This window comes from Pseudomonas sp. SJZ080, from assembly GCF_007828295.1.
In the GTDB taxonomy this organism is placed as follows: domain Bacteria; phylum Pseudomonadota; class Gammaproteobacteria; order Pseudomonadales; family Pseudomonadaceae; genus Aquipseudomonas; species Aquipseudomonas migulae_A.
Genome location: NZ_VIUK01000008.1, coordinates 104,460 through 118,758, shown reverse-complemented (window position 1 = coordinate 118,758; position 14,299 = coordinate 104,460). Strand labels below are relative to the sequence as shown.

Annotated in this window: 14 protein-coding genes; 6 read left to right on the top strand and 8 right to left on the bottom strand. The window is 61.8% G+C overall.

Annotated features, from left to right (window positions below):
• Window positions 1–51: 51 nt before the first annotated feature.
• The 5 genes from FBY04_RS13470 to pedF all read right to left on the bottom strand — a co-directional run bounded on the left by FBY04_RS13470 (window position 52) and on the right by pedF (window position 5,240).
• Window positions 52–1,827 carry a PQQ-dependent methanol/ethanol family dehydrogenase gene (locus FBY04_RS13470; protein WP_084320897.1) on the bottom strand — a complete coding sequence of 592 codons (1,776 nt, stop codon included), beginning with the start codon at window positions 1,825–1,827 and terminating at the stop codon, window positions 52–54.
• Between the two features lie 362 nt (window positions 1,828–2,189).
• Window positions 2,190–3,122: a quinoprotein relay system zinc metallohydrolase 1 gene (locus FBY04_RS13465; protein ID WP_145315508.1), complete on the bottom strand. Its 933-nt coding sequence runs from the start codon at window positions 3,120–3,122 to the stop codon at window positions 2,190–2,192.
• A 16-nt stretch (window positions 3,123–3,138) separates the two neighbouring features.
• Window positions 3,139–3,900, bottom strand: a complete 762-nt coding sequence (locus FBY04_RS13460; RefSeq protein WP_145315507.1) for a quinoprotein dehydrogenase-associated SoxYZ-like carrier — start codon at window positions 3,898–3,900, stop codon at window positions 3,139–3,141.
• Window positions 3,897–4,775: an ABC transporter substrate-binding protein gene (locus FBY04_RS13455; RefSeq protein ID WP_145315506.1), complete on the bottom strand. Its 879-nt coding sequence runs from the start codon at window positions 4,773–4,775 to the stop codon at window positions 3,897–3,899. The genes FBY04_RS13460 and FBY04_RS13455 overlap by 4 nt, the downstream gene beginning before the upstream one ends.
• 3 nt (window positions 4,776–4,778) lie before the next feature.
• Window positions 4,779–5,240 carry a cytochrome c-550 PedF gene (gene pedF, locus FBY04_RS13450; RefSeq protein WP_084320901.1) on the bottom strand — a complete coding sequence of 154 codons (462 nt, stop codon included), beginning with the start codon at window positions 5,238–5,240 and terminating at the stop codon, window positions 4,779–4,781.
• Window positions 5,241–5,494: 254 nt separating this feature from the next.
• Between pedF and exaA the strand changes: the two genes are divergently transcribed.
• Window positions 5,495–7,387 (top strand): quinoprotein ethanol dehydrogenase, encoded by a 1,893-nt coding sequence (exaA, locus tag FBY04_RS13445; RefSeq protein ID WP_145315505.1) that lies wholly within the window; start codon window positions 5,495–5,497, stop codon window positions 7,385–7,387.
• Between the two features lie 98 nt (window positions 7,388–7,485).
• Window positions 7,486–8,133: a pentapeptide repeat-containing protein gene (locus tag FBY04_RS13440; RefSeq protein WP_145315504.1), complete on the top strand. Its 648-nt coding sequence runs from the start codon at window positions 7,486–7,488 to the stop codon at window positions 8,131–8,133.
• Window positions 8,134–8,256: 123 nt separating this feature from the next.
• Here FBY04_RS13440 and FBY04_RS13435 read toward each other — a convergent pair whose 3' ends face one another.
• The 3 genes from FBY04_RS13435 to FBY04_RS32730 are packed head-to-tail and all read right to left on the bottom strand — an operon-like array spanning window position 8,257 to window position 10,279.
• Complete coding sequence (locus FBY04_RS13435; protein ID WP_084320904.1) at window positions 8,257–8,895, bottom strand: response regulator transcription factor; 639 nt, start codon at window positions 8,893–8,895, stop codon at window positions 8,257–8,259.
• Window positions 8,892–10,154 (bottom strand): histidine kinase, encoded by a 1,263-nt coding sequence (locus FBY04_RS13430; protein ID WP_145315503.1) that lies wholly within the window; start codon window positions 10,152–10,154, stop codon window positions 8,892–8,894. The genes FBY04_RS13435 and FBY04_RS13430 overlap by 4 nt, the downstream gene beginning before the upstream one ends.
• Before the next feature lie 2 nt (window positions 10,155–10,156).
• Window positions 10,157–10,279, bottom strand: coding sequence for a hypothetical protein (locus FBY04_RS32730; RefSeq protein WP_255326110.1), 123 nt, complete (start codon window positions 10,277–10,279; stop codon window positions 10,157–10,159).
• 158 nt (window positions 10,280–10,437) lie between these two features.
• Here FBY04_RS32730 and FBY04_RS13425 point away from each other — a divergent pair, with 158 nt between their 5' ends.
• The 4 genes from FBY04_RS13425 to FBY04_RS13410 are packed head-to-tail and all read left to right on the top strand — an operon-like array spanning window position 10,438 to window position 14,128.
• Complete coding sequence (locus tag FBY04_RS13425) at window positions 10,438–11,622, top strand: ABC transporter substrate-binding protein (protein WP_145315502.1); 1,185 nt, start codon at window positions 10,438–10,440, stop codon at window positions 11,620–11,622.
• 30 nt (window positions 11,623–11,652) lie between these two features.
• Window positions 11,653–12,612, top strand: coding sequence for a YVTN family beta-propeller repeat protein (locus FBY04_RS13420; RefSeq protein ID WP_084320907.1), 960 nt, complete (start codon window positions 11,653–11,655; stop codon window positions 12,610–12,612).
• On the top strand, window positions 12,609–13,340 hold the full coding sequence (locus tag FBY04_RS13415; protein ID WP_145315501.1) for an ABC transporter ATP-binding protein: 732 nt from the start codon (window positions 12,609–12,611) through the stop codon (window positions 13,338–13,340). The genes FBY04_RS13420 and FBY04_RS13415 overlap by 4 nt, the downstream gene beginning before the upstream one ends.
• Entirely contained in the window at window positions 13,337–14,128 is a 792-nt protein-coding gene (locus FBY04_RS13410; protein WP_084320909.1) for an ABC transporter permease, read from the top strand. The genes FBY04_RS13415 and FBY04_RS13410 overlap by 4 nt, the downstream gene beginning before the upstream one ends.
• Window positions 14,129–14,299: the final 171 nt, after the last annotated feature.

The following is a 14,299-nucleotide window of genomic DNA, read 5'->3' as shown; positions in this document are numbered from 1 at the left end:
CGCTTTCGCGAGCAAGCCCGCTCCCACAGGGGTTATGCGCTTGACTCAACGTTAGTGCTTGGCTACGAGGTCTTTCGGCAATTTGAAGGTCCAGAGCATGCCGCCCTGGTTGAAGTCCTTGACGCGCTTGGCCACTTCGCCGCCCCACAGCGGCACGGCGCCACCCCAACCGGACAGGACCGAGACGTACTGTTCGCCGTCCATTTCCCAGGTCACGGGCGAACCCAGCACGCCGGAGCCGGTCTGGAACTCCCAGACCTTCTCGCCGGTCTTGGCGTTGAACGCCTGCAGGAAACCTTCCGGCGTACCGGTGAACACTAGGTTACCCTTGGTGGTCAGCACCCCGCCCCACAGCGGCGCGAAGTTCTTGTGGCGCCAGACTTCCTTGCCGGTTTTCGGGTCGATGGCGCGCAACACGCCGATGTAGTCTTCGTTCAACGGCTTGATGGTGAAACCGGCACCGAGGAACGCCGCGCCTTTCTTGTAGGCGATGCCCTCGTTCCAGATGTCCATGCCCCATTCGTTGGACGGCACGTAGAACAGCCCGGTGTCCTTGTTGTAGGCCATCGGCATCCAGTTTTTCGCGCCGAGAAACGCCGGGGCGACAAACACCGAACTGCCTTTGGCTTCCGTGCCCGGTGCGCCGGGACGGCTGGCTTCGTTGTAGATCGGCCGCCCCTCTTTATCGAGGCCGGTGGCCCAAGTGATCTTGTCCACGAACGGGAAGCCACGGATGAACTTGCCGTTGGTGCGGTCCAGCACATAGAAGAAACCGTTACGGTCGGCGGTTGCCGCTGCTTTGATTTCTTTACCGCCTTCGGTGTAGTTGAACGAGACCAGCTCGTTCACGCCGTCATAGTCCCAACCGTCGTGAGGCGTGCTCTGGAAGTGCCATTTGATCGTGCCGTCGTCCGGGTTCAGCGCCAGACGCGACGATGAATAAAGGTTGTCGCCAGGACGCAGGTGCGAGTTCCATGGCGCCGGGTTGCCGGTACCGAACAGCAGCAGATTGGTTTCCGGGTCGTAGTAACCGCCAAGCCAGGGCGCCGCGCCGCCGGTTTTCCAGAGATCGCCTGGCCAGGTCTTGCCCGCTTCGCCACCGGAAATGCCGTTCTCCACCGCCTTGCCGTTCTTGTAGACGTAGCCCATGTGGCCTTCGACGGTTGGACGACTCCACAGCAGGTCGCCGTTTTTCGGGTCGTAGGCTTCGATCTTGCCGACCACCCCGAACTCGCCACCGGCCACGCCGGTAATCAGTTTGCCGTTGATCACCAGGGGGGCGGCGCTGATCGAATAGCCTTCCTTGTGGTCGGCGACTTTCTTGCTCCAGACGACTTTGCCGGTGTCTTTGTTCAGGGCCACGAGTTTGGCGTCGAGGGTGCCGAAGAACACCAGGTCGCCGTACAGCGCCACGCCCCGGTTGATCACGTCGCAGCACGGGCGGATGTCATCGGGCAGGCGCGCATCGTATTGCCAGAGCTTCTTGCCGGTGCGCGCGTCCACCGCAAACACCCGCGAGTAGGAGCCGGTCATGTACATCACGCCGTCCTTGATCATCGGCTGCGCTTGCTGACCGCGTTGTTTTTCGCCGCCGAAGGAGAACGCCCAGACCGGCCGCAAGTCCTTCACGTTGTTGACGTTGAGGGTGTCGAGCGGGCTGTAGCGCTGACCCTGGACGCCCAGACCGTTGGTGACGATCTGCTCCGGGTTCTTGGGGTCCTGGAGAATGTCCTGGTCGGTGACGGCGGCCAATGCCGTGCCGGACAACAGCATGGCACTGAGCAACAGGCTCAAGACGAAGGGTTGGCGACGTGCGGGTTGGGTCATGACGGCTGCCTCTGCGGTTTTTGTTATACCCGGGAAATTTTCCCGGTCTGGTGCAGATTCTTGGGCGCCGCCGCCCTTCCAACAATTGCCCGCAGTGCTGAGATTGCTAGTTCCTTAGTAGCGGGTCGGAGGAGATAAACACCGAATGCGTGATCAACACAAACCTGTAGGAGCCGGCTTGCTGGCGATTCATGCGACGCGGTGTGTCTGACAGATCGCGGCGTCTGGATCACCAGCAAGCCGGCGCCTACAGGTTTTGCGTTATCCCGATCTCGAGATCCGTAGGAGCCGGCTTGCTGGCGATCGGGACGGCGCGGTGCATCAGACAGACCGCAGCGTCTGGATCGCCAGCAAGCCGGCTCCTACAGGTTTGAGTCAACGCGCTTCATTTGTGTGCGTTCGTAGCGCGGGTAGAGATGACTGACGCTGCGGATCAGTTCATAGCGGCTCAGGCTGATCGCCGCGAACCGTTCAGGTATGGGGCTGCGGATCATCTCGCCCATTTCGCTGCCATTGGCCGCGCCGTCACGCATCAGCTGATCGAGCCAGCCAAGGTAGTCGCGCATTTGCTCGAAGGGTTTTGTGTCCGTGGCCAGCGGTCCATGGCCGGGCACAATCATTGTCCACGGCAAGCCTTGCAGCGTCGCAATGTCCGCCAGCCACACCGACAACCCCGGACTGTTGGGCGTGGTCAGCGCCCGTTGGTAAAACACCAGATCCCCGGCAAACAGCACGCCGGTTTTCTGGTCGAGAATAGCCAGATCAGCGCCAGTGTGCCCACCCAGGCTCAGCAGGCGCAGATCGTGATTCCCAAAAGTTCGCACGCCCGATGTCAGCGTCTCGGTCGGCAACACCACTTCGGTGCCACGCATCCAGTCACCCACCAGTCGGTACATGTTCTCGGCCATGGCATCGCCCTGTTGCCCAAGCAACTCAGTCGTGCCTGCCAACGCGCCGATCGGCACGTCACTGAAGGCTTGATTACCCAGCACATGGTCCGGGTGATGGTGTGTCAGCAACACCTGGATCACCGGTTTGTCGGTGGTCGCGGCGATGGCTTTGCGCATCGCTTCGCCGTAACGCTTCGACGGCCCGGTATCAATCACCACCACACCGCGCTCAGTCACGATGAATGCGGTGTTGACGATGTTGCCACCGTTGCCCTTGGCGAAATTATCGGTGCTGCCTTCCAGTAGCCAGGTGTCTGCAGCGATCTGCCGGGGCTTGAGTGAATAGTCGAGATCGGCCAGCGCAGGAAGGCTCAGGCTCATGAACAACAGCAGCATCCAGTGCATCACGCGCTCCTTTGAGTCAGGGAATGGCCGCATCAAACTGGTTGCCGCTGTTGTCGCGCAGCAACAAGCGCGTCTGCCCTGCCCCTTCGATGTCGAACGCCAGGTTGGGGTTTTCGCTGACAGCGGGAAACAGTTCGAGGCGGGCCAGTAACTGATCGTTGTGATCGCGCAGCTCGGCATGGTTGATGAAAAACTCCGGGATGCCGCCGACCATGCCGTTATCCATCGGATGCGCCACTTGCAAGCGCAAGCGGCTGAATTCGCCACGGGGATAACGTCCGCCGAGCACCTCGCCGATGTGTTCTTCCCAGCCCGGCTGGGTGCGCACCACACTCGGCGCCGTACAACCACCGCCCGCCGCATCGATCAGGGTCGAGCCGACATGCCACAGGCCATCGCGAGTCAGGACCGCTGCGCGCAGCGGCGTGGCTTGTTCGACACGAATGCGGATCGACAGCCAGGGCAACACCCGCTCCAGCGGCTGGAAATCGACAATCTTCGGCAAAGGATTGAGCTCGGCCCAAGCGAGGATTTTTACCACCTCGCCCTTGAACGCCCGGGCGTCGATTTCCAGCGGCACTTGCCGGGCGTCTTCCGCGAACGGCGGCGCCAGCAGCTTGACCCGCTCGTCGAACACGAACGGCGCATCGCCAAGCATCTGCTTGTGATAGAAGGCCCACATGACCGACGGCACCGGGTCTTTGCCCGGTTCGATGGCTGCCGCGTGCGCGGCCAAGGGTAGCCAACAGGCCAACAGACAACGCACGCTCCAGTTCATTGTTGATACATCTCTGGCACGTCATACCGCAGGCCGTAACGGGCATAGATGGCTTTCACCGAGCCCTCGCGGATCAAGGTTTCCAGCGCCTCTTCCACGGCATAGGCCAATTGACGATTGCTTTCGTGCACCGCCATGCCGATCTCCCAGAGTTGCTTGCCCATGTTCGGATAGGCGTTTTCAGCCAGCGCAAGCTGCGGGTCCGCCGCCTCGTGAACCTGCCAGTCGATCTCGCCGCGCATCGCCATGACCGCGTCGACTTCACCGGCCTTCATGGCCGCGAACGCCTGGGGCACGCCGGGATAATGGCGGGTTTTGCCGGCGAGCATGCCGTTGAATACCGAGGTCAGGTAGAACGACGGCACGCTGTCGACCTCGACGCCAATCGGGTGGTGCTCGAACACCGCGACACTGCCCACCGACTCCAGCCGACGGCGGTCATAAGCGACTTGCCATTGCTCGTTCTGGTACGGACCGAACATCACCACATGGCCGTTTTCCAGTTCGCCCAGTTCGTTGCGCTTGCGCGCGTAATCCTGGTCATAGGGCACGCGCATCATCAGGTCGGCCAGTTGCAGGTCGTGCAACTGGCTGGCGCGCCAGATGTAGTCGCGCAAGTCGTCGTCGAGCTTCTCGCCGGCGGGCGCCCAGATCAGTTTCAACTGAACGCCAAGGGCTTTGGCAAAGGCCTCGGCCAGTTCGACATCGACGCCACGGGGCTGGCCGGCGTCTTCGAAGCTGTAGGGGGCAAAGTCTTTGTAGACCGCTACCTTCAGCTCCCCGGCAGCGATCATTTCGTCATAGGTACGGACCTGCGCCTGCACCGCCTGGCAGCACAGCAGCACAGCGCTGATCAACACCGTGAGCAGGCGCATGCATTACTCCTCGACGCGGACGCTGTCCAGGTAAGTGCGCACCGCCCACAGGGCTTCCTGACTCAGGTAATCGGCCATCTTCGGCATGTACACCCGGCCGTCCCGCACGGCGCCGTTGCGGACCCGTTCGACGAACCATTCATCACCGGCCTCGCCGACATCGAGCATGCGCAAATCAGGCGCGATGCCGCCGGATTTGGCTTCCAGGCCATGACAGGCCGCGCAGTTCTGGTTGTAGGCCGACGAGCCGATTTCCACGGCTTTGTCGTGCTCGGCTGTCGTACGGTAAGGGTTTACCGCTGCCCAGCCATCGGCATCAACCTGTACGCCGGCGTCCTTGATCGGGGTCAGTCCCTTGGTTTCGACGGCTTGTGGGACCACATTGCCGTGGGCCCAGACCGAACCTGCACTGATAAAGCCGGCCAGCAGTCCGGCAACGAGCAAGGCGTTGCGTTTTGTTGTCATTGTTATGCCCTCAGGATTGCACGCAAAACCTCTTGGCAGAGGCTATGGCAACCATCTTAGGAAGGGTTTCGCGCAAGCCCCATGCTGCTTTGGTGGCCGCCACCCAGTACCTTGGTAGTAGGGCTTGTGGCGCACACCTAAATCAGATGCCGCCTGGGAAATCTTCCCGGCAACAGCGGGACTTTTTCCGTATTCGCCACCCCATCGGACGCACCACCCTGAGCAGGCCAAAACCTCCACTGGGAACTGCAACCATGACAATAAGATCGCTACCCGCCCTTTCCCCTCTGACCCTCGCCGTGCAAGCCTTTTTGCTGGTGAGCAGCCTGTCTCTGAGCGCTGCCGGCCAAGCCGCGACCGAACCTGCCTCGAAGGCGCACAACGTGAGCTGGGAAGACATTGCCAACGATCACCTGACCACCAAGGACGTTCTGCAATATGGCATGGGCACCAACGCCCAGCGCTGGAGCCCGTTGGCCCAGGTCAACGACAAGAACGTGTTCAAACTGACGCCCGCCTGGTCCTATTCGTTCGGCGATGAGAAGCAGCGCGGCCAGGAATCCCAGGCCATCGTCAGTGACGGCGTGGTGTACGTCACCGGTTCGTATTCACGGGTATTTGCCCTCGACGCCAAGACCGGCAAACGCCTGTGGACCTACAACCATCGCCTGCCGGACAACATTCGTCCGTGCTGCGATGTGGTCAACCGTGGGGCGGCAATTTATGGCGACAAAATCTACTTCGGCACCCTCGACGCGCGACTGGTCGCGCTGGACAAGAACACCGGCAAAGTGGTGTGGAACAAGAAGTTCGGCGACCACGCTGCCGGCTACACCATGACCGGTGCCCCGGTGCTGATCAAGGACAAGACCAGCGGCAAGGTGCTGTTGATCCATGGCAGCTCTGGCGATGAATTCGGCGTGGTCGGGCAGCTGTTTGCCCGCGACCCGGACACCGGCGAAGAAGTGTGGATGCGGCCTTTCGTCGAAGGCCACATGGGCCGGTTGAACGGCAAGGACAGCACCCCGACCGGCGATGTCAAGGCCCCGTCCTGGCCAAACGATCCGACCACTGAAACCGGCAAGGTCGAAGCCTGGAGTCACGGTGGCGGCGCCCCTTGGCAGAGCGCCAGTTTCGATCCGGAAACCAACACCATCATCGTCGGCGCCGGCAACCCTGGCCCGTGGAACACCTGGGCACGCACCGCCAAGGATGGTAACCCGCACGATTACGACAGCCTCTACACCTCGGGCCAGGTCGGCGTCGACCCGAGCACCGGCGAGGTGAAATGGTTCTACCAGCACACGCCGAACGATGCCTGGGATTTCTCCGGCAACAACGAGCTGGTGCTGTTCGACTACAAGGACAAGGACGGCAAAACGGTCAAGGCCACCGGCCACGCGGACCGCAACGGTTTCTTCTACGTGGTCGACCGCAACAACGGCAAATTGCAGAACGCCTTCCCCTTCGTCGACAACATCACCTGGGCCAGCCACATCGACCTGAAGACCGGGCGGCCGGTCGAAAATGAAGGCCAGCGCCCGGCGAAACCACTGCCGGGCGAAACCAAAGGCAAACCGGTTGAAGTTTCGCCGCCGTTCCTTGGCGGCAAGAACTGGAACCCGATGGCCTACAGTCAGGACACCGGGCTGTTCTACATTCCAGGCAACCAGTGGAAAGAGGAATACTGGACCGAAGAGGTCAACTACAAAAAAGGCTCGGCTTATCTGGGCATGGGTTTCCGCATCAAGCGTATGTACGACGATCACGTCGGCACCTTGCGCGCGATGAACCCGACCACGGGTAAAGTGGTCTGGGAGCACAAGGAGACGCTGCCGCTGTGGGCCGGCGTGCTGGCGACCAAAGGCAACCTGGTATTCACCGGTACCGGCGACGGTTTCTTCAAGGCCTTCGACGCAAAAACCGGCAAGGAACTGTGGAAGTTCCAGACCGGCAGCGGCATCGTCTCGCCGCCGATCACCTGGGAACAGGACGGCGAGCAGTACATCGGCGTAACCGTCGGGTATGGCGGCGCGGTGCCGCTGTGGGGTGGCGACATGGCCGAGCTGACCAAACCGGTGGCTCAGGGCGGGTCGTTCTGGGTGTTCAAGATTCCGAGCTGGGATAACCAGACCGCGAAACGCTGATTGCCCCATCGCCAGCAAGCCGGCGCCTACAGATTCACGCGATCTGCAGGAGCCGGCTTGCTGGCGATAGCCCCCTCCCACACGATGAGACTTCCGCCATGAAATACCTGCCCCTGTTGCTATTACTAAGCGCGCTCCCGGCCTATGCCGATGACGGCGACGACGCCCCACTGATCATCAACGGCTGCACCCTCGCCGAGCACAGCCAGTGCCCCGGCGCCAATCTGAATGGCGCCAACCTGCGCAATCAGGACCTGCGCAACATGAACCTCAGCGGCGCCGACCTGCGCAATGCCGATTTGCGTCACGCCCGCCTCGACCTCGCCAATCTGGAAAAAGCCCGGCTGCAAGGCGCTAACCTGACACGGGCCAGTCTGCAACAAAGCAACCTGCGCCTGGCGGATTTCAGCGGTGCAACGCTGATGGCGATTCAAGGCTGGGGCCTGTTTGCCCAGGGCGCGCAATTCCAGGACGCCAACCTCAGCGCCGCCTACCTGCAGTTTGCCCGTCTCTCCGGGGCCAAACTGCACAACGCCAATCTGCGGGCGGCGGATCTGGAAATGACCTGGTTGAGCAAGGCCGATCTCAAAGGCGCGGATCTCAGCGATGCCAATCTGCAGGAAGCCAAGTTTGGCGAAAGCAACCTGGAGCAGGCGAACCTCAATGGCTCGCGCCAGCATTATGCGAATTTTCAGGATGCGAATATGGAGGGCTGCATCGGTTGCCCGACGACGTGGGATAAATAACACCTCCCCCTGTAGGAGCCGGCTTGCTGGCGATAGCGGTGTGTCAGTCAACATTTATTCTGACTGACACACCGCTATCGCCAGCAAGCCGGCTCCTACAGGGGGAATGTGTGAATTATTCGATTACCCCGCCTTGCGCACGACTCCCATATCGATCCCCAGATGCACCAGCTCGGCGTGGGAGCTGACCTGCAATTTGCTCTTGAGCAACGTCAGGTGATTGGAGACGGTCTTGCTGCTGATGCTCAGCTGCTCGGCAATCAACCGGGCCGGGGTGCCTTTGGCGAGCATCACGAAAATCTCCAGTTCACGTTGGGTCATGCTCTGCAAACGCGGATCGCTGGCGTCCCGTTGCGGGTGACAGACCAGTTGTGTGGCCAGCGGTTGTTCGATGTAGGCGTGGCCGGCGAGGATGCGCCGCACCGCCTCGATCAACACATCCGGCGCCGAGCTTTTGGTCAGGTAGCCCGAGGCGCCCGCGTCCAGTGCCTGACGTACCAACGGCAGTTCGTCGTGCATGCTGAAAAACAGCACGCGCAGTTGCGGCAGACGCTGTCGCAGGCGGCGTGTGGTTTCCAGCCCGCTGATCCCCGGCAGGCCGAAATCCATGATCACCAGATTCGGTACCGCTTCCTGAACCCTGATCAGCGCGTCTTCACCCGTCGCTGCTTCACGCACTTCCATCGCCGGCAGCAACGCGCGCAACAACGTCGCGTAGCCCTGACGGACCACCGCATGGTCATCCACCAGCAGAATATTCATGACGCCTCCAAAGGCATGCTCAAGGCCAGCGCCCAACCGGCGCCAGGGTGACTGATGATGCGTAGCTCGCCGCCCAGACTGCGGGCACGCTCGAACATCGAATACAAACCGACACCCGGCCGCGGTGGCTGGTGTGCACCGCAACCGTTGTCACGAATCAGCAAACGCAACTGCCCGCTGCGATGGTGCAGGCGCACCCGCACCTCGCTGGCACCGGCGTGGCGGGCGACGTTGGTCAAGGCTTCCTGCAACAGGCGGTAGAGATGGGCCTTGTCTGGCGCGGACAACGACGGCAAGTGCGCGCTGACCCGTAAACGGCAATCGATTCCTTGTCGAGCCTGCCATTGTTCCACCAGCAATCCGAGGGCTTCGGCCAGTGGCAGGTGTTGCAACACGACCGGGTAGAGGTCATGAACCAACGCTCTGAAACCTTGTTGAAGGTGTTCGCAGTTGTGTTCCAGCTCACGCACCGTGCGCTCCACGGTGTCAGGTTGATCGGCGACCAATCGCAACAGACAGGCCTGAGCCCGAATCCCCGCGAGGTATTGGCCGAGATCGTCGTGCAGGGTCTGCGCCAGATGAGTGCGTTCCTGCTCCTGCACCGCCAGCAAGGTCTGGGTCAGTTGCGTGTTGTCGGCACGCGCTTGCTCCAGCGCTTCGGTCATGCGGTTGAAATGCACCGCCAGTTGCCGCGCTTCCGGCAGCCCTTGCGCACGCAATCGCACCTTGAGCTGGCCGCCAGAGACCTGTCGCAACGCGCGCAGCAACTCGTCGAGCAGGCCCATGCCCAGGCGCACGGCCCAGCGGATGGTCAACAGGCTCAACAACAACGCCAGGCCACACAGGCTCAGCAATTGTTGGAGAGAATCCCAGACTTCATCGATTTCATCCCGCGGGTCGATCGCGATCTGCACGCGTCGACCATCCTGCAAATTTAGTATTCGCGCGTGGTGCCGGGCCTCGGCAAACAGCAATCGCCCGAGCCAGGCGTCGAGCCCATCCTGCGTCGGCGATTGTGCCACCTGGTCCGGTTCGAGCCAGCGCACCCGCACGTGACGCAGACTTTGCGTCAGCCGTGGCTGCAGGCTGACGGGATCACGCTCGGCGGTTTCGCTCAAGTATTCGACCACCGCCTCGGCGGATTGCAGCTCACGCTCCACGTCCGCCAGCGCCTGGTGCACCAGCAAGCCCATGCACGCAAAGGTGACCAGGGCGAAAAATCCGCAGACCCAGAGGTTGATCCGCCACAGCGCTGACACGCCTAGCGCCCCGGTGTCGCGGGCAAGACCGGCAGCAACGCGGGCCGCGGGCCGTGGAGTTTGTCGACGCCGATCAGGCTCAAGATCAGCAGCAACGGCAGGAGCAGCGCTTTGAGAATACGCATGGTCGATCTCCTCCAGAGTGATGGCCGTTGTTGCCCATGCTAAAACCGCGCCGCCCTCGGCGAGTTACTACCTTGGTACTGCCTCACTGGTACTTTCTGCATATTTCCTTCTGCCTCGCAGGCTTCCTATGCTGGCGCTACCTGTAATGGAGTGCCTTATGCGCCAGCTTGCCCCTTACGCCCTGATCTACCTGCTGGCGATTGCCTGCGCCGCCGGGCTGGCGACCCAGAGTCAGGCGGCCGACGCGCCCTTGCAGGTGCAGATCGGCTACCTGGGTTATCGCCCTGATCCGGGACCGCTACTGTCCAACGTCATTCCCGAGCCGGTCGATGCCGGAGAGCGTGGCGCCGAACTGGCGATCACCGACAGCAACAGCACCGGGCGTTTTCTCAATCACAGTTACAGCCTGACCAGCGTCAATGCCGACAGCCCGCAGGCCTTGCTTGAGGCGGCCAAGGCTCAACACGCGCAAGGTCTGCGCCTGTTTGTGGTGAACGCGCCAGTGGCCAGCCTGCGCCAACTCAGCGCCGCCCTGCCCGACAGCTTGCTGTTCAACGCTGGCAGCGCGGATGACAGCCTGCGAACCACCGACTGCTTGCCGAACGTGCTGCACACGCTGCCGAGCCGGGCGATGCTGGCCGATGCGCTGGCGCAATTTCTGGTGGTGCGCAAATGGCAACGGGCACTGCTGATCGTCGGCCCGACCGCTGACGATCAAGCCTATGCCGCCGCCCTGCGCCGCGCGGCGAAGCGCTTCGGTGTGCAACTGGTCGCGGAAAAAGCCTGGAGTTTCGATAACGACCAACGCCGCAGCGCCCAGGCCGACATGCCGCTGTTCACCCAGACCGCCGAGTACGACGTGGTGCTGGTGGCCGATGAACGCGGTGACTTCGGCGAATACGTGCCCTACCAGACCTGGTATCCGCGCCCGGTGGCCGGCACTCAAGGCCTGACCCCGGTGGGTTGGCACAAGACCGTGGAAACCTACGGCGCCGCACAATTGCAAAAGCGCTTCGAAACCATGGCCGGGCGCTGGATGAACGACCGCGACTTTGCCGCGTGGATGGCCGTGCGCAGCATCGCCAGTGCAGTGAGCAAACTGCGTCAGGCCGATCCGATGGCGATCCGTACGCTGGAAATCAGCGATCAATTGCCACTCGACGGCTTCAAGGGTCGCAAGCTCAGTTATCGCCCTTGGAACGGCCAGTTGCGGCAACCGATCCCCATCGTCCAGCCGCGGGCGCTGGTCAGTACCTCGCCGCAGGACGGCTTTCTGCACCCTTTCAATGAAATGGACAGCCTCGGTTACGACAAGCCCGAGGTCAGCTGCCGCTTTCCCTGATAGAGCCACCACAACAATAAGGAATCTGCCATGCGCCGCACCCTGCTTTCATGCGCCCTGCTGCTCGCTGCCGGGCACGCCGCGGCCAGCACCGCCTGGGTCTCGAACGAGAAAGACAACAGCCTCAGCCTGATCGACATGCAGACCTTGCAAGTCACCGACACCCTGCCCGTCGGCCAGCGTCCGCGCGGTCTGTTGCTGTCCCACGACAACAAGCTGCTGTACATCTGCGCCAGCGATTCGGACCGGGTGCAGGTGATGGACGTGGCCACGCGCAAGATCATCAAGGAACTGCCTTCGGGCAAGGACCCCGAGCAATTCGCCCTGCACCCGAACAATCGCTGGCTCTACGTTTCCAACGAGGACGATGCGCTGGTGACGGTGATCGACACCGAAACCTCCAAGGTGCTGAGCCAGATCAACGTCGGCGTCGAACCCGAAGGCATGGCCGTCAGCCCGGACGGCAAATGGGCGGTGAACACCAGCGAAACCACCAACATGCTGCACTGGATCGACACCAGCACCCAGACCCTGGCCGACAGTACGCTGGTGGACCAGCGTCCGCGTTTCGTCGAGTTCGCGCCCGATGGTTCCAAGCTCTGGGCCTCGGCGGAAATCGGCGGCACGGTGACCATTCTCGACGTCGCGACCCGCCAGGTGCTCAAGACCCTGACCTTCCAGATCAAAGGCGTACACCCGGACAAGGTTCAGCCGGTCGGCATCAAACTCAGCGCCGACGGCAAGTACGGTTTCGTCGCGCTCGGCCCGGCCAATCATGTGGCAGTGATCGATGCCCGGACCTTCGAGATCCTCGACTACCTGCTGGTCGGCCGACGCGTCTGGCAGATGGCGTTTACCCCGGATCAGAAGCAATTGCTGGCGACCAATGGTGTCAGCGGCGACGTGTCGGTGATCGATGTCGACAGCCTCAAGGTCAGCAAATCGGTGAAGGTCGGGCGCTATCCGTGGGGCGTGGTGGTGACGCCATGAACGCACTGGAAGTCAACGACCTGAGCTTTGCCTATGGCGTGCGGGAGGCGTTGCACCAGGTGAGTTTCAGCCTGGAGCCGGGGCGTTTTGCGGCACTTCTGGGGCCCAACGGTGCAGGAAAATCGACCCTGATCGCGCTGCTCACCCGGCTCTACGATTTGCAGCGTGGCGACATCCGCGTCGGCGGCTGTTCACTGCGTAATGCGCCGCGCCCGGCGCTGCGGCAATTGGGTGTGGTGTTCCAGCAAAGTACCCTGGACCTGGACCTCAGCGTCGAGCAGAACCTGCGCTATCACGCCGCGCTGCATGGGATGTCGCGGCGCCAGACCGGCTTGCGGGTCGACGCCGAACTGGAACGGCAAACGCTGACCGAACGCCGGCGCGAGCGGGTGCGCGAATTGAATGGCGGGCATCGTCGCCGGGTGGAAATCGCCCGCGCGCTGCTGCATGAGCCCCGCCTGCTGCTGCTCGACGAGGCGAGCGTCGGCCTCGATCCGGCCAGTCGCCTGGCACTCAATCAACACATCCGCCATTTGTGCCGCGAGCAACACATCAGCGTGCTCTGGACCACCCACTTGCTGGATGAAGTGCAGCCCAGCGATGATTTGCTGATCCTTCATCAAGGGCATCTGGTGGCCAGCGGACAAGCCGACGCCCTGAGCCTGGAACACGGCGGCGACCTCGGTTGCGCCTTCGCCCGCCTGACGACCTCTGGAGCCGCCCGATGAATGCTTACTGGCAATGTTTCAGCGGCATCGTGCTGCGCGAATGGCTGCGATTTGTGTTGCAGCGCACGCGGTTTCTCAGTGCGCTTGTCCGGCCGTTGCTGTGGCTACTGGTGTTCGCCGCCGGTTTTCGCGCGGCCCTGGGCATTGCCATTATCGAGCCCTACGACACGTACATTCCGTATGAGGTCTACATCATCCCAGGCCTGGCCTGCATGATCCTGCTGTTCAATGGCATGCAGGGTTCATTGTCGATGGTCTACGACCGGGAAATGGGCAGCATGCGCGTGCTGCTGACCAGTCCCCTGCCCCGGACCTTTCTGCTGTGCAGCAAATTGCTGGCAACGTCGTTGATTTCGTTGTTGCAGGTGTATGCCTTTCTGGCGATTGCCTGGGTGTACGGCGTGCAACCCCCGGCCATGGGGCTGTTGATCGCCTTGCCGGCGTTGTTGCTGGTGGCGTTGATGCTCAGCGCGCTGGGCCTGTTGCTGTCGAATGCCATCCGTCAGCTGGAAAACTTTGCCGGGGTGATGAATTTCGTGATTTTCCCGCTGTTTTTCCTGTCGTCGGCGCTGTATCCGCTATGGAAGATGCGTGAGTCCAGCGAGTGGTTGTACTGGTTGTGCGCGTTGAACCCGTTTACCCATGCAGTGGAGCTGGTGCGGTTTGCGCTGTATGAACGCTTCAATCCGTTGGCGCTGGCGGTGTGCGTCGGGCTGACATTGCTGTTTGCCCTGCTCGCCGTGCTCACCTTCAACCCGCAACACGCTGCCCTGCGCAAAGCCAACTGACACCAAAACCCTCTGTAGAAGCCGGCTTGCGGGCGATCCAGACAATGCGGTGTATCTGTCACACCGCAATCGCCAGCAAGCCGGCTCCTACAGGGAATTAGTGTTGAACAGGGGGTGAAATTACTACTTTAGTACTGGTTTCCCTGTCTATCGTCGCATTCCCAACGCACC